At 36.4% G+C, this 15,608-nt stretch carries 17 protein-coding genes; 5 read left to right on the top strand and 12 right to left on the bottom strand.

Translation table 11 applies throughout. The features are described 5' to 3' along the window. Positions 1–46: 46 nt before the first annotated feature. From gerE to Q9B79_RS11650, 3 genes are all read right to left on the bottom strand, one after another. Positions 47–271: a spore germination transcription factor GerE gene (gerE, locus tag Q9B79_RS11640; RefSeq protein ID WP_000659484.1), complete on the bottom strand. Its 225-nt coding sequence runs from the start codon at positions 269–271 to the stop codon at positions 47–49. Between the two features lie 165 nt (positions 272–436). Continuing rightward, positions 437–1,732 (bottom strand): purine/pyrimidine permease, encoded by a 1,296-nt coding sequence (locus Q9B79_RS11645; RefSeq protein ID WP_306184318.1) that lies wholly within the window; start codon positions 1,730–1,732, stop codon positions 437–439. 98 nt (positions 1,733–1,830) lie between these two features. Next, positions 1,831–3,072 (bottom strand): amidohydrolase family protein, encoded by a 1,242-nt coding sequence (locus Q9B79_RS11650; protein WP_306184327.1) that lies wholly within the window; start codon positions 3,070–3,072, stop codon positions 1,831–1,833. Positions 3,073–3,253: 181 nt separating this feature from the next. Here Q9B79_RS11650 and Q9B79_RS11655 point away from each other — a divergent pair, with 181 nt between their 5' ends. Further along, complete coding sequence (locus Q9B79_RS11655; RefSeq protein WP_000044337.1) at positions 3,254–3,439, top strand: PspC domain-containing protein; 186 nt, start codon at positions 3,254–3,256, stop codon at positions 3,437–3,439. Between the two features lie 65 nt (positions 3,440–3,504). Here Q9B79_RS11655 and Q9B79_RS11660 read toward each other — a convergent pair whose 3' ends face one another. Then, complete coding sequence (locus Q9B79_RS11660; protein ID WP_087957097.1) at positions 3,505–4,077, bottom strand: helix-turn-helix domain-containing protein; 573 nt, start codon at positions 4,075–4,077, stop codon at positions 3,505–3,507. Positions 4,078–4,177: 100 nt separating this feature from the next. On the opposite strand from Q9B79_RS11660, the gene Q9B79_RS11665 reads away from it, so the two are divergent. Continuing rightward, positions 4,178–5,143: a DMT family transporter gene (locus tag Q9B79_RS11665; protein WP_306184354.1), complete on the top strand. Its 966-nt coding sequence runs from the start codon at positions 4,178–4,180 to the stop codon at positions 5,141–5,143. A gap of 142 nt (positions 5,144–5,285) precedes the next feature. Then, positions 5,286–5,951, top strand: a complete 666-nt coding sequence (locus Q9B79_RS11670; RefSeq protein ID WP_306184356.1) for an MIP/aquaporin family protein — start codon at positions 5,286–5,288, stop codon at positions 5,949–5,951. 59 nt (positions 5,952–6,010) lie between these two features. On the opposite strand, the gene Q9B79_RS11675 is transcribed toward Q9B79_RS11670, so the two are convergent. From Q9B79_RS11675 to Q9B79_RS11685, 3 genes are all read right to left on the bottom strand, one after another. Next, complete coding sequence (locus Q9B79_RS11675) at positions 6,011–6,442, bottom strand: Rrf2 family transcriptional regulator (protein ID WP_000512998.1); 432 nt, start codon at positions 6,440–6,442, stop codon at positions 6,011–6,013. Positions 6,443–6,559: 117 nt separating this feature from the next. Next, positions 6,560–7,783, bottom strand: coding sequence for an ABC transporter permease (locus Q9B79_RS11680; protein WP_306184359.1), 1,224 nt, complete (start codon positions 7,781–7,783; stop codon positions 6,560–6,562). 2 nt (positions 7,784–7,785) lie between these two features. Further along, on the bottom strand, positions 7,786–8,670 hold the full coding sequence (locus Q9B79_RS11685) for an ABC transporter ATP-binding protein (protein WP_306184361.1): 885 nt from the start codon (positions 8,668–8,670) through the stop codon (positions 7,786–7,788). Between the two features lie 343 nt (positions 8,671–9,013). On the opposite strand from Q9B79_RS11685, the gene Q9B79_RS11690 reads away from it, so the two are divergent. After that, the gene (locus tag Q9B79_RS11690) at positions 9,014–9,844 is read left to right on the top strand and encodes a 5'-nucleotidase, lipoprotein e(P4) family (RefSeq protein WP_306184363.1); all 831 of its coding nucleotides are present in this window, start codon (positions 9,014–9,016) and stop codon (positions 9,842–9,844) included. A gap of 22 nt (positions 9,845–9,866) precedes the next feature. Here Q9B79_RS11690 and motB read toward each other — a convergent pair whose 3' ends face one another. Further along, entirely contained in the window at positions 9,867–10,655 is a 789-nt protein-coding gene (motB, locus tag Q9B79_RS11695; RefSeq protein WP_306184365.1) for a flagellar motor protein MotB, read from the bottom strand. Then, positions 10,645–11,439 (bottom strand): flagellar motor stator protein MotA, encoded by a 795-nt coding sequence (gene motA, locus Q9B79_RS11700; RefSeq protein WP_000344857.1) that lies wholly within the window; start codon positions 11,437–11,439, stop codon positions 10,645–10,647. Before motA ends, motB begins: the two co-directional genes overlap by 11 nt. 265 nt (positions 11,440–11,704) lie before the next feature. Between motA and Q9B79_RS11705 the strand changes: the two genes are divergently transcribed. Further along, positions 11,705–12,484 (top strand): M15 family metallopeptidase, encoded by a 780-nt coding sequence (locus Q9B79_RS11705; RefSeq protein WP_306184368.1) that lies wholly within the window; start codon positions 11,705–11,707, stop codon positions 12,482–12,484. A gap of 35 nt (positions 12,485–12,519) precedes the next feature. Here the strand turns inward: Q9B79_RS11705 and Q9B79_RS11710 are convergent, their stop codons facing one another. The 3 genes from Q9B79_RS11710 to sdhA form a co-directional block, all read right to left on the bottom strand. Then, positions 12,520–12,966 (bottom strand): acyl-CoA thioesterase, encoded by a 447-nt coding sequence (locus tag Q9B79_RS11710; RefSeq protein WP_306184370.1) that lies wholly within the window; start codon positions 12,964–12,966, stop codon positions 12,520–12,522. Between the two features lie 93 nt (positions 12,967–13,059). Beyond that, on the bottom strand, positions 13,060–13,821 hold the full coding sequence (gene sdhB, locus Q9B79_RS11715; protein WP_001291827.1) for a succinate dehydrogenase iron-sulfur subunit: 762 nt from the start codon (positions 13,819–13,821) through the stop codon (positions 13,060–13,062). After that, positions 13,814–15,607 (bottom strand): succinate dehydrogenase flavoprotein subunit, encoded by a 1,794-nt coding sequence (gene sdhA / locus Q9B79_RS11720; protein WP_098669450.1) that lies wholly within the window; start codon positions 15,605–15,607, stop codon positions 13,814–13,816. The genes sdhB and sdhA overlap by 8 nt, the downstream gene beginning before the upstream one ends. Between the last annotated feature and the right edge of the window lies 1 nt (position 15,608).

Genomic DNA, 15,608 nt, shown 5'->3' on the forward strand with positions numbered 1-15,608 from the left:
TATAAACAGAAAAATAGCCGACTCTTTATATAAGTCGGCTTTCTTTTTATAACTCGAGCTCTCCCATACGAAGAAGCTCAACAACTGCTTGTGAACGTCCTTTAACCCCTAGCTTTTGCATTGCGTTTGAGATGTGGTTGCGAACTGTCTTTTCACTTATAAAAAGTTCACCTGCAATTTCCTTCGTTGTTTTATCTTGAACCAGTAATTCAAATACTTCTCTCTCTCTCTTTGTGAGTAAAGGTTTAGATTGATACGCTTTTTCCTTCAACTGGTATAACCCTCCTTGCTTAAGCCAGAGCTGTGTATGTGTAAGTTGGGTGTTTATTTAGTCAAGATATTGTATGAACGAAATGTGCGGGTGGTGAATGAAAATGGGCTTTATTTCACATGTTATTTTAGACTTTTATACAGTGCAGACTCTCCTTGTATCCACTCACTTTTCAGTACGCCATATTTGTTCTAGTAAAATGCTAACAACGGTACCTACGAACAAACCATTCCCGAATATATATTGCATAACAGACGGTAAAGACTGGAGTGCTCCAGACGGTAAAAACATAACACCGCTTCCAAATAATACAGCAACTCCTAAAACCGTTACATTTCTTTCGCTCATTGGCACTTGTTTTATATTATGAAATCCAATTCCAATTAGCTGTACGAACGAAGCCATTAAAACCGCAGATGCGACAGCAGATGGTAAAGACGCTAAGTAACGAATAATACTTGGAAACAGCGACATTACGACTAATAACATACACGCTAGTAAAAACGAGCGTATATACTTTTGTTTCGTTAAGCGTATAAATCCTGCCGTTGCTGGTAATGGCACGACACCTACAGTTGAAAAAACAGAAGAAATGATATGTGAAATCCCTCCAACCCACGTACCATCCTTCAACTGTTTCTGTTCAATAGTCCCTTTTTGAATAGTAGCTTGATTAATTGCTATAATCGCCGCCACTGTATTTGAAACTAAAATACATACCATAACGAAACTCGATACAGCCATACCTGTATTCCACTTTGGAAGTCCCCAAGCAAATATTTGCGGAAGTTGTACAAAATGAGTTACTTGAGCTGGAATCGTCACTTTTCCTGCAATGAGAAAGAGAATCCACCCACTAATTAATCCTATTAAAACTGCATAACTTTTGACAAAACCTTTTCCGAAGTTAGATAGTATAATAACGAAAAGAAATATGCTAAACGCAATTATCGCTGTAAATCCATCGATTTGAGAAACAGTAGCAGTAATTCCTAGCATTCCTTTTAAAAATACACCACTTAATTGTAAACATAATAAAAGTAAAAACGTCCCTGTCACAAGCGGTGTAAATAAAAATAAAATACGTCCGATAAAACCAGTTACGCCTAACCCTATTAAAATAACACCGGAAATTATCATTCCTAATTCTAAAATTTGCAACGTACTATGTAATTGATCTTGTCCGGCCGTTGCATAAGCAAGTACGGTAAATACGCCAACCCAAGATCCAGCTGGTCCATCCGCAATTGGTAGTCTATGTCCAAGCCACCCTTGTAAAAAAGAAGATATACCAACTACAAAAAACGTACGCTGCATTAAATAAAATATTTCTTCCGTCGTAAGATGAAATAATCCGCCAACAACAATTGGTAGTGCAATTGAATTCGCTAATAAAAATATAAACCATTGCAAGGTTCCCATAATATGATTTTGGTTATGTTGATTGTCCAAGTTTTTCATCCCTTCTAGGTTCCTATAAAAAATATATTGTTAGAATAAAAAAAGAAGGGTTCTATACTCACCATCAGAACCCTCCTCAAAACATGTAAACGATTCTTTTACACAAGATTATTTAATTTAACCTCACTTAAACTTCCAACAACAATATTTCCTTTATGCACAACTAAATGCTTCTCTGTTTGACGCGCTACTGCTTCAGCGACGCATGTTGCATTCGTCAAAACAAAACTCGCTTCATCTCCTACATTCGGCCAAGCTCGCTTCCCTTCATTGTTTAATGTTTCTTTTCCTCCCGTAATAAAGCGAAGTGCTTTTCCTAAAGACCTTTCGTCACTCCATCCAAAACGTTCGGCTAATCGATTTGCCTTTTGCAGCATATCCCCCGTTCCAAACGGTGACCAATGATCTGTAATACTATCATTTCCTAACGAGACTTTCACACCTTTTTTATCTAATAACGGAATTGGGATTACTTGTTTCCCAATTGGTACTGTTGAAGTAATATCAATATGTAAAGCAGCTAGTCTTTCCGCCACTTCTTCAGCTTCTTTATCTGTAACACCACCAAGTCCAAGCGCGTGACTAATCGTTACGCGCCCTTGCCAACCCGCCTCCTCTGTTAAACTTGCCAACCTCTTCATCGTAAAAGTTCCCAGATTATTCGCATCATGCAGATGAATATCAACATCCGCATTAAATTCTACTGCGATATCCATAATGGTATGTAGTGATTTTTCAATATCATTATCCACTGTAGCTGGGTCCACACCACCGACTAGATGCGCGCCCATACGCATCGCATCTTTCACGAGTTGCACAGAATTACTGCGTAATAATCCATGTTGCGGAAAAGCAACGATTCTACCAGAAACTTGATTTTTATATGTTTCCAACGCCGCTAACGTCGCCTCTAAATTACCAAGCCCAATAATTGGATCAACATTACAATGCGTTCTTATATTCGTTGCACCATTTTGAAGCAATAACGCTAGCATATTTTCCGCCCTATCTTGAACAGTTGCTAATTGCTTCGGCAAAATTTCCTTTTCTTCATGAAAACGTGTAAAAATGCTTTCTGCTGGCATACAAGCTTTCCAAGGACCACTATAATACGTCTTATCAATGTGAATATGCATCTCTTCGAAAGCAGGCAACATCAATAAACGATTCGCATCAAGAATGAGTACCCCTTCCTCTTGAACAGCCCCTGCTATCATTTTTTTAATTCTTCCATCTTCAATGAGTAAACTACATACCTCTGTTTCTGTTTTGGAAATTCTCCCCTCTTCATATGTATAGCCTGACTCAAGCATTACATTAGTCAACCAATATACTGTCATCTCTATTTCCTCCACCCTTTATTAAAAGTTACTTCTTACTATAAGTTTAATATCAACTGAAAATTAAGACAATTAATACGACTGTTCTCCAAAAAAATGTCATACAACCTCATAGTCTTCTCATAAATTTCCATATAGAATAGAAGTATATAGCTTGTCATAAAAAGGAGTGGATTGGAAGATGTCAAAAAGGTTATGTAAATCCGAAACTGATAAAATGCTATTTGGTATATGTGGTGGTTTAGGAGAATATTTTGATATTAGCTCTACTCTCATTCGCATACTTTGGGTCATTGCTGTTTTATGTTTTGGGACTGGTTTTTTAGTTTATTTCATTTGTTTATTACTTATGCCACGTTCGTACTAGTGGCATCCTGCATATACTTAGTCGAAATATAAAAAATCACCTATAGAATTCTATAGGTGATTTTTTTATGAAGAATATTTCATCGTTAAATGCAATACTGCAACTTCATCTTCTTCATTCTTATAACTATGTTTCTTATTCGCTTCAAATTGAATAGAGTCAAACTCATTTAATTCGTATACATCACTTTCTACTTGAATCGATACTTTCCCTTTCATGACCGTTACAAGCTCAATAGCACCTTCATGATGAGCTTCTGGTTCATATATACTATTCGATCTTAAACAAGCACGGTGCATTTCCATTCCCGTTTCTTTCGTATAGCGGAACATCGTTTCTAAGTGCCACGCTTGTCCTGCATCTACTGCAAATCCTTCTCCGCAGCGCGCAACAGCTACTGGTTCTCCAACAACCATCAATCTCGATAAAGGAATCGATAATCCTTTCGTTATTTTCCAAATGACAGCTAACGTCGGATTCGTTTCGCCTCTTTCAATCTTTCCTAATGTTAATTTACTAACCCCTGTTTTTTGAGCTAATTCTTCTAAACTTAATTTTTGTTCATTTCGAATTTGTCTTAATAGCTGACCTACTTGCTGAATGACTTCTTTCGTTTGCATATCTTCATGTTCTTTCATCTATAAAACCACCTTAAAGTATAAAATAGTTTACTTTTATATTTATAAAGTATATTATACTATACATAATAATCAAATTCCGAAAGGAGTGCTATACTTTATGCGCGCAATTTTATTAGGCCTTTTATCATCAGCCTTTTTTTCCGCAACCTTTATTATTAATCGAGCGATGAATGTCTCTGGAACGAGCTGGGCTTGGACAGCTTCCTTCCGTTTTTTATTTGCTCTCCCTATTTTATTCCTTATCGTTTTATTTCGCAAAAACTTAAGGGGTTTATGGGAAGAATTAAAGAAACATCCATTAGCGTGGATCGGATGGGGTTCCGTTGCTGGTATTGGTTTCTATTCTTTATTAAGTTTTGCAGCTGTTTTTTCTCCAGCTTGGCTCGTTGCTGGAACTTGGCAAGTTACGATATTAGCAGGTTTACTTTTATCACCATTATTCTTCATTAAAATAGAAACGAAATCAGGCACAAAACTTGTACGTGGAAAAATTCCACTTCGCAGTTTATATGTCGCATTATTTATTTTACTTGGTGTAATTTGTATGCAAGCAACTGCAGCAGGTCATATTACAATAACTCAGTTCATTTCAGGATTTTTACCTGTCGTAGTAGCCGCTTTCTTATATCCATTCGGCAACCGTAAAATGATGGAGCTTGTTGGCGGACGTCTCGATACGTTCCAACGTGTATTAGGAATGGCAATCGGAAGTCTTCCTATAACAATTTTACTTGGCATATATGGATTTTCTACTACTGGTATTCCAACATCAAGTCAAATGTTGCAAGGATTTTTGTTAGCATTATGTTCTGGCGTAATTGCAACGATGACATTTTTCTTTGCTACTGACTTAGCAAAAAATAATCTCGCTCTACTTGGAGCTGTTGAAGCAACACAAGCCGGAACGATGGTCTTTACCGTGCTTGGCGAAATTGTTTTCTTAAATGGTTCATTCCCTGGTGGTCTTTCCCTACTTGGAATGATTATTATTATGTTAGGGATGGTTGCAAATAGCATTTTAAACCGTTCTGTTCCAATCGTTAAACAGAAAAAAACAGCGTAAAAAAGAGTATGGTTCTATAACAAAGAACCATACTCCTTTTTATTGTCCCCCTATTTCGCCTTATCAGAATAGTATTTCATTAGCTGTTTATACTAAAACCTATGTTATAATACGTTTCATGCGCAATATTAGGAGGTAAATTATGTTAAAAAAAGCAATCGCTGAATTTATTGGTACATTTGTACTTGTATTATTCGGAACTGGAGTAGCTGTCATTGGCGGCGGAATTGAAGGAATTGGAACATTAGGAATCGCTATGGCTTTCGGTCTATCTATTGTGGCTATGGCATATAGCATCGGAACAATTTCTGGATGTCACATTAACCCAGCAGTATCAGTAGCTATGTTCATCAACAAAAGAATGAACACTATGGAACTTTGTTATTATGTATTAGCTCAAATTTTAGGTGGTTTATTAGGAACTGCAACGTTAGTAACAATTTTACACTCTGCTAAAACACCTTTAGATAATTTAGGACAAAATAGTTTTGGAACTCTTGGTTTATCTGGAGCATTTCTAGTTGAATTTATTTTAACTTTCGTATTCATTTTAGTTATCGTTGCTGTAACAGGTAAAAAAGGAAGTTCCTCTCTAGCAGGATTAGTAATTGGTTTCACATTAGTTTTAGTTCACTTATTAGGAATTCCGTTAACTGGAACTTCTGTTAACCCAGCTCGTAGTATCGCACCAGCTTTATTTGCTGGGGGAGAAGCACTTTCTCAACTATGGGTATTCATCGTTGCACCAATTCTTGGTGGTATCGTAGCAGCTATTGTTGGTAAATTTATTTTAAATACTGAAAAATAGAATTTTCAATATTTATGCATAAAAAAAGGCGAGCCCTCATTATGAGGTTGCTCGCTTTTTCACTCTTTCATTTTAGACTTTAAGTTTGTAACTAATTGATCTACCGTTACATTTGCTAGTACGTTTTCCATCGCTTCTTGCGCTTGCATCAAAATAATTTCTAATACTGATTGAATATTAGCTCCTACTGGACATTCAATGTTGGGATTTTCATGGAAGGAAAATAGCTGCCCTTCTTCTACAACTTCCACTGCTTTATATACATCAAGTAATGTAATTTCTTCTAAATCACGAGCAAGTGTCGTACCGCCTTTACCAGCTTGTACATCAACAAGTCCTGCTCTCTTCAACATTCCTGTAATGCGACGAATCACAACCGGATTTGTATTCACACTACCAGCAATCCATTCAGAGGTACAGCGAGAGTTTCGATCAATCGCAAGTAACGTCAACATATGAACACCTACTGTAAAACGACTACTGATCCCCATCTGCACACCCTCCTTTGTATTCATTCTATTAAAAGACGACTCTTATTATTATATACTATTTTTAATTTATACATAAAGAAAAAGCATGATTTCAATAGGAAATCATGCTTTTTCTCATTATTGACGCTTTATAAATTTCGCTAAATCTTTAAATTTCACTTTGTCTGAGTAATTCATTACGCCGTTTATGTAAATGCGGCTTGTAACAGCACTTAAAATACCGATTGTCGCTAAAAGCCCCGCCAATGTTATCGTAATTTCTAACATACCAGTTTCACCAGCTACAAAGCGTGAGAATGTAACCATTGGGGTAAAGAACGGAACATAAGAGCTTATAACAACGATAGTACTATTTGGGTCACCCAACGATTTAAGACTTATAAAGAATGCTGCAATTATTAAAATTGAAATCGGTAGCATTACACCTTGCAAATCCTCCGTCTTAGAAACAACCGCACCAGCAGCTGCATACATCATCGCATACAGGAAATATCCTGTAACAAAATAAATTAGGAACATACCGATTATTTTTGCATCTAACTTTGTAACATCAATTACGCCAAATAATGAACCATTTTCTAAGTCTACCCACCCTAGTAAATAAGGAACTAAATAACCACATGCCAATATGACAAGTTGTAATAACGCCGTTGAAACAACCGCTAAAATTTTTGCATACATCATCGTAAGAGGTTTTACTTTCGGAATCATAACTTCCATAACGCGAGAAGCTTTTTCAGAAGCAATATTCATCGCAATTGTGCTTCCGAACGCAACAATAAACATATATAAAGCGAATATGAAGAAATATGCAATTCCGGCAGAGGCAGAACGATCTTTTATTGCTTCTTGTTTCACAGAAATTTCGGTTTGCAATTGTTGTGCAATTTCTGGTGAAACATTATGTTTAGCAACTGTTACGGCCATATATTTTCCCTTCAAATAACTAGCTATAATTGTAGAATTTGTTTCACTAGCGAACCCATTAAACATATACGTGACTTCTGGAACTCCATTCTTTTCAGTTATACGAAACAAACCGTCTAACTCGCCTTCTTCTACTTGTTTATGCAGTTTATTGAAATCTTCTTTTGAACCAATTGTTAATTTAGCTGATGGTAATAACTTAGTTAACTCTTCTTTTTGTATTTTATATGTAGAACTCTCTGTCACAACTGCAATTTTATCTTTATCCTTATTTTTATCATTACTTGAAGTAAAATGATTGAACGCAAAAATCCCAAAAACAATTAAAAATAAAATCGCGCTCATGATTAATGATTTTTTAGATAAAAACGCTTCTCTAAAATAAAATGAAAATACGTGAGAAAATTTACGCATCGTTATTTCACCCTCTCTACAAAGATTTCGTTTAACGTCGGCTCTAACATTTTAAATTGTCGCAAGGTAACACCTTGTTCTTGCAACTGTTGTAAAATCTTTAGAGCTTCTGCATCATCTTGTACTTGCACATAAAGAAGGCCTTGTTGCTTTTCATACGATACATGAATAGCTTCTAATCCCTTCTCATTCTCTTCTGTATCTTCAATCGTTAAATTACGGAAACCGTATTCTTTTTTAATATCGCTTAACTGGCCTTTTACGACCGCTTCACCTTTTTTCAAAATACATACATGTTGGCAAAAAGCCTCTACTTGTTCCATACGATGACTTGATAAAATAATCGTCTTTCCGCTCTGTACTTGTTCTTCAATAATGCTAGCTAACATTCCAGCATTCACTGGATCCAGTCCGCTAAATGGTTCATCTAAAATGAGAAGTTCGGGATTATGAAGAAGCGCAGCAATTAATTGGATTTTTTGCTGATTTCCTTTCGAAAGCTCTCCTGCCGTTTTAAATTTATATTCCGGTATCGCTAATCGCTCTAACCAGTGATCAATAGCAAGATCTACTTCTTTTTTCGTCATTCCTTCTAATCTACCAAAATATCGTAACTGGTCTACTACTCTACTTTTTGTATATAAACCTCTTTCTTCTGGTAAGTATCCTATCGTTACCCCACTAGTCCCAAATGATTTTCCATCCCATGTAATAGAGCCTTCATTAGGTGTTAATAATCCGAGAAGCATTTTGATTGTCGTTGTTTTCCCTGCACCATTTCGTCCAAGTAATCCTAGCACTTCACCTTTTGGTAACGAAATTTGCAAACCGTTAACTGCTTTTGATTCCCCAAATAGTTTCGTTAAATTTTGAATTTGTAAACTCAAAGTATAAAGCCTCCCCTTTAGTATCATTCATACTCTCTTTCAAAGACTATGTTTATGCAAGATAAAATATAGCACTACGCTCGATCCTCTTACTATGTAACATCCCCTTAATCCATCATTTGTTCTATTTAGTTAAAATTGTAAATAAAATCATGTAGTTTGTCAATTATAATTGTCATTTCGACAATTATAATTGACAAACTAATTCCCATCTTTTTTCTCATCTTTCTAATATAGGACATACTACTATATATACAAAAGACAATATGCAAATGTTCATACAAAAAATATTATTTTTCGATATATAATATTAACTGATTTTCTAACATCAAGGAGGATACATATGAAGATGAAGAGGGGCATTACCACTTTATTATCTGTAGCGGTTCTATCTACATCGCTTGTAGCATGTTCAGGAACACAAGAGAAAGCAGTGGTAAAAGAAGAGAAAGTAAAATTAACAGACCACCAATTAATGGCTGATTTATGGTATCAAACAGCTGGCGAAATGAAAGCACTTTATTACCAAGGGTATAATATCGGTCAATTAAAGCTTGATACAGTTCTTGCAAAAGGGACAGAGAAAAAACCTGCTATCGTACTTGATTTAGATGAAACGGTTTTAGATAACAGTCCTCATCAAGCGATGAGCGTAAAAACAGGAAAAGGCTATCCGTATAAATGGGATGACTGGATTAATAAGGCTGAAGCTGAGGCCCTTCCAGGCGCAATTGATTTCTTAACATATACCGAGTCTAAAGGTGTAGATATTTACTACATCTCAAATCGTAAAACAAACCAACTAGATGCAACAATTAAAAATCTTGAGCGTGTAGGTGCTCCTCAAGCAACGAAAGAACATATACTACTACAAGATCCGAAAGAAAAAGGAAAAGAAAAACGCCGTGAACTCGTTTCTCAAACACATGATATCGTCTTATTCTTCGGTGATAACTTATCTGATTTCACTGGTTTTGACGGAAAGTCTGTAAAAGATCGAAATCAAGCAGTAGCGGACTCAAAAGCACAATTTGGTGAGAAATTTATTATTTTCCCGAATCCAATGTATGGTGATTGGGAAGGCGCTTTATATGATTATGATTTCAAAAAATCAGATACTGAAAAAGATAAAATCCGCCGTGACAACTTAAAATCATTTGATGTAAAAGAATAGAGGATGGCATTCGCCATCCTCTTTATTGCATATTTCTCGTTAAAGGTAAAATAAACACTTCTACTCGTCTATTTTTCGCCTTTCCTTCTTGCGTATCATTCGGGGCAATTGAACGGTATTCTCCGTAACCAACTGCACTAAATTTTCCTGGCTGCAATTCTTTATTTTGCAGTAATACTTGCATAAAATTAACTGCCCGCTGCGTACTTAATTCCCAGTTCGATGCAAACTGCGCATTGGCAATAGGAACATTATCTGTATGACCGGATACTGTAATTTCACGAGGTGACGCTGAAACAAGTAAACTAGACATCTCTTTTGCAATCCCTAGTGATTCTAACTTCACATCTGCTTTCCCCGAATCAAACAGCACATTCTCTAATATTGTCACCATTAATCCCTTTTCAGTTAATTTAGTTTGAAAAGAAGAGGATAATTGTTTCTCATTAATATATTGATCAATCTTTTTTTGTAATGCTTTCAATTCATCCATTTCTTTTTTTTCTTTTTCTCTAGCTTCTTCTTGTTTTTTTGTTTGTTCTGCCTCAAGGCTACTTGCTGATAATTCCTTTTCATCATTTGGCTTCTGATCACTTAAAAATTCTTTGTTGCCTGTTCCACCGGCTAATTCACTTCGAAAAGCAACTGCCATCTGTTTAAACTTCGCAGCATCTATACTACTCATTGCGAATAAAACGATAAACAATGCAAATAACAACGTTAACATATCAGAATATGGAATTAACCAAGTTTCATCGATATGCTCATCATGCTTTTTCTTTTTACTTCTTCTATTTTTTTTACTCCGCATTTTTTTCTGCCCCTTTTTCAAGCTTTTTACGCTCAGTTGCAGAAAGTGCACCTAAAATACGATTCTTCATAATAAACGGATATGTACCTTCTTGTAACATTAATAAACAATCAATGATTAAACGTTTTTTCTCGATTTCAGCTGCAGATTTTTGCTTTAACTTATTTGCAAATGGATGCCATAATACATAACCTGAGAAAATACCAAAAATCGTTGCAATAAACGCACCCGAAATAGCATGTCCTAACTTTTCAATATCAGTTAAATTACCCAGTGCAGCTACAAGACCGATAACAGCACCTAAAACCCCTAATGTCGGTGCATACGTACCCGCTTGAGAAAAAATTGCAGCTCCTTTTGCATGCCTTTCTTCAATTGCTTCTAATTCAGCTTCTAAAATTTGTTCTAAATCTTCTGCAGATACGCCATCAATCACAAATTTCATACCACGCAAAAGAAATTCATCTTGAATTTTGTCTAATTGTTGCTCTAAAGACAGAATACCGTATTTTCTACTTTCAGATGTCCAATGGACAAACAATTCTAGCAACTGTTCATAACTTAAATCTTTTTTATTAGAACCAAAAAGAACTTTAAATAATTTCGGAACTCTTTTTAGTTGATTCATCGGAAAGGCTATACATACTGCAGCAAATGTGCCGATAAAAATAATTAATGCTGCGGCAGGATTCAATAAGGCTGTTACGTCAGCGCCCTTGACAACCATCCCTACTACTACCGCTACAAACCCTAAAATAAGTCCAATAATTGTTGCAAAATCCATTCCCATTCACTCCTAGTCTATACAAGAAGTTCTTTATCCTCGATAATCGCTACATCTTCTTATGTATATATATTACATAAAAAATTCATTTCATGAAAGATAAGAAATGAATTATATCAAAAAATACTACAATTTCACACATTTTCTGACATTTTCTTTGCATTTCTATTACGTTACGACTCTTATATTTCTTTTTCAGTAAACTAGACTTATAATAAAAAACGATACACATTTTATTAAGAAAGGACTGTGATTACAAGGTATCATGAAAAAGATAATTATTATTTCTGCCACTACTATTGTAATCGGTATCACTTCTTTCGCTTACTTTAGTTCTACATCACCACTACAAAATAATGCGAAAGCTGTCGAAAATCAACAGCATAGTAACCACCAAAAAGAAGAGATTCCCGCTTTTCCAAAAGCTGATCATAATGCAAAGAAGCTGGACAATGATTTTTCCGTTGTAACAGATCCAGAGTCTAATCTTGTATTAGTAAATAAACATCGAAAACTACCAGACGGATACATACCTGAAGACTTAACAAGACCAAATGTACCATTTACTAGCCCAAAAGATAAAGAAAAAACATTACTGCGCAAAGATGCTGCAAATGCACTTGAAGATATGTTTGAAGCGGCAAAAAAAGAAGGTCTTGAACTTACAGCTGTATCTGGTTATCGTTCATACAAACGCCAAAAATCATTACATAATACATACGTTAGACGTCAAGGGAAAGCTGCGGCGGATTCAGTAAGTGCCATTCCTGGTACGAGTGAACATCAAACTGGTTTAGCAATGGATATTAGTTCAAAATCTGCTAAATTCCAATTAGAGCCTATTTTTGGAGAGACAGCCGAAGGAAAATGGGTTGCAGAACATGCTCATGAATTTGGCTTTGTCATTCGTTATTTAGAAGATAAAACCGAAACAACAGAATATTCATATGAACCGTGGCATTTACGCTACGTTGGAAATCCATACGCTACATACATATATAAACATCATTTAACGTTAGAAGAAGCGATGGAAGACAAAAAATAAGAGAGCAAATTGCTCTCTTACTTTCTTTCACTCTATCATTGTAGTAATTTTTTCTTCCACTCTTCAGGCCACGGTTCGCCTCTACCCGTTTTTTTCGATGCTTGAACCATCATTCCACGACCAACTAAGCAAGCTTCTCCTGCTGCGTTCTTCACCATATAATGCAAATCTAAAGAAGAATTCCCAACCGATCCCGCTTTTACATACACCTTCAACTGTTCATCAAAATATATTTGCTTAATAAAATTACATTGTAAATCCGCAACAACAATCATCGTTTCTGAAGATTCATGCGTCCATTCTTGCATAAATCCAAGTTCTTTAAACAATGCAATACGCGCTTCTTCAAAGTAGGTAAAGGCAACGACATTATTTACATGCCCAAACATATCTACTTCGCCAAAACGAACTTTTACAGGGTTGTAAAATGAAAAACCACTTTCCCATTGCTCAAAGTCTTCAATATAAGAAATCCTCTTCATTGTTCCCTCTCCTTTTCGCCCTTTTAATATACAGAATAAACAGAAAAATAAAGTTATAAATATTGCCTCTTCATGTTGAAGAGGCAATATTTATTAATAGTTATTGTCGCTACCAAAGAAATCTTTGAACGATTGAATTGTTGTATCACGGTTTAATGCCGCAATTGAAGTTGTTAATGGAATACCTTTTGGACATGATTGCACACAGTTTTGAGAGTTACCACAGTTTGCAAGTCCTCCATCGCCCATAATTGCACGTAAGCGATCTGCTTTATGCATTTCACCCGTTGGGTGTGAGTTGAATAAACGAGCTTGTGATAACGGTGCTGGCCCAATAAAGTCAGATTTGCTGTTTACGTTTGGACATGATTCTAAGCAAACACCACATGTCATACATTTTGAAAGCTCATAAGCCCATTGACGTTTCTTCTCTGGCATTCTTGGTCCTGGTCCTAAGTCATACGTACCATCAATTGGAATCCAAGCTTTAACACGTTTTAGAGCATTAAACATGCGACTACGGTCAACTTGTAAGTCACGAACAACTGGGAATGTCTTCATCGGCTTTAAGCGAATTGGTTGTTCTAATTGATCGATAAGCGCTGTACATGATTGACGTGGTTTTCCGTTAATCACCATCGAACATGCACCACATACTTCCTCTAAGCAGTTCATATCCCATGCAATCGGAGTTGTTTGGTTTCCTTTTGAATCAACAGGATTACGACGAATTTCCATAAGTGCCGAGATAATATTCATATTCGGACGATATGGAATTTCAAACTCTTGGTCAAACGCTTGCGCGTCTGGTCCGTCTTGTCTCGTAATGATGAGGCGGATTGTTTTCTCAGACATGTTGTTTATCCCCCTTCTCTTCACTCTTAGCAGCTACATCATGTTTTGAAGAATAATCACGTTTACGTGGTTTAATTAATGAAATATCCACGTCTTCGTAATGGAATGCTGGTGCATTTCCTTCTCCTTCAAATTTTGCCATCGTAGTTTTTAAGAAGTTTGCATCATCACGATTTGGGAATTCAGGTTTGTAATGTGCCCCACGGCTCTCATTACGGTTATATGCGCCAATTGTAATAACACGTGCTAACTCAAACATATTTGCAAGTTGGCGTGTAAATGAAGCACCTTGGTTACTCCATCTCGCTGTATCGTTAATGTTAATACGTTTATAACGAGCCATTAACTCTTCAATTTTTGCATCTGTTTCTAATAATTTCTTATTTTCACGAACTACTGTAACGTTATCTGTCATCCATTCTCCAAGCTCTTTATGAAGAACATACGCATTTTCGTTACCATCGAGCGTTAAAATATTGTTAAATTTCTCTGTTTCGATCAATTCATTTTGTTCATACACAGTAGATGAAACAGCATCTGATGATTTAGTAAGACCTTTCATATATTCAATTGCATTTGGTCCTGCTACCATACCACCGTAAATTGCTGATAATAGTGAGTTCGCACCAAGACGGTTACCACCGTGCATAGAATAATCACACTCACCTGCTGCAAATAAACCTGGAATATTTGTCATCTGCTTATAATCAACCCATAGTCCGCCCATTGAATAGTGAACAGCTGGGAAGATTTTCATTGGTAGTTTACGAGGATCATCACCTGTAAATTTCTCATAGATTTCAATAATTCCGCCAAGTTTAATATCTAGTTCTTTCGGATCTTTATGAGAAAGATCTAAGTAAACCATATTTTCACCGTTAATACCTAGTTTTTGCTCTACGCAAACATCAAAGATTTCACGCGTTGCAATATCACGAGGTACAAGGTTTCCGTAAGCCGGATATTTTTCTTCTAAGAAGTACCATGGTTTACCATCTTTATATGTCCAAACACGTCCACCTTCACCACGTGCAGATTCACTCATAAGACGTAATTTATCGTCTCCAGGAATTGCCGTTGGGTGAATTTGAATGAACTCACCGTTTGCATAATATGCGCCTTGTTGATATACAGCAGAAGCTGCTGTACCTGTATTAATAATAGAGTTAGTTGATTTTCCGAAGATGATACCAGGGCCCCCTGTTGCCATAATCACGGCATCAGCTCCGAAACTTTTAATCTCCATTGTTTGTAAGTCTTGTGCAACGATTCCTCGGCACACACCTTCGTCATCAACAACAGCTCGTAAGAAATCCCAACCTTCATATTTCGTTACAAGTCCTGCTACTTCGTGACGACGTACTTGCTCATCTAATGCGTATAGTAATTGCTGTCCAGTTGTTGCACCAGCAAATGCTGTACGGTGATGTTGCGTTCCACCAAAACGACGGAAATCAAGAAGTCCTTCTTCCGTACGGTTGAACATAACACCCATACGGTCCATTAAGTGAATGATACCAGGTGCTGCTTCACACATTGCTTTAACTGGTGGTTGGTTCGCTAAAAAGTCCCCACCATAAATTGTATCGTCAAAGTGGATCCATGGAGAATCCCCTTCACCTTTTGTATTTACGGCACCGTTAATTCCACCTTGGGCACATACAGAATGCGAACGTTTTACTGGTACTAAAGAGAACAGTTCAACATTTACTCCTGCTTCCGCCGCTTTAATCGTTGCCATTAAGCCAGCCAAGCCACCGCCGACTACTATAAGTTTCCCTTTCATG

Source organism: Bacillus sp. MHSD_36, from assembly GCF_030757775.1.
Taxonomy (GTDB): domain Bacteria; phylum Bacillota; class Bacilli; order Bacillales; family Bacillaceae_G; genus Bacillus_A.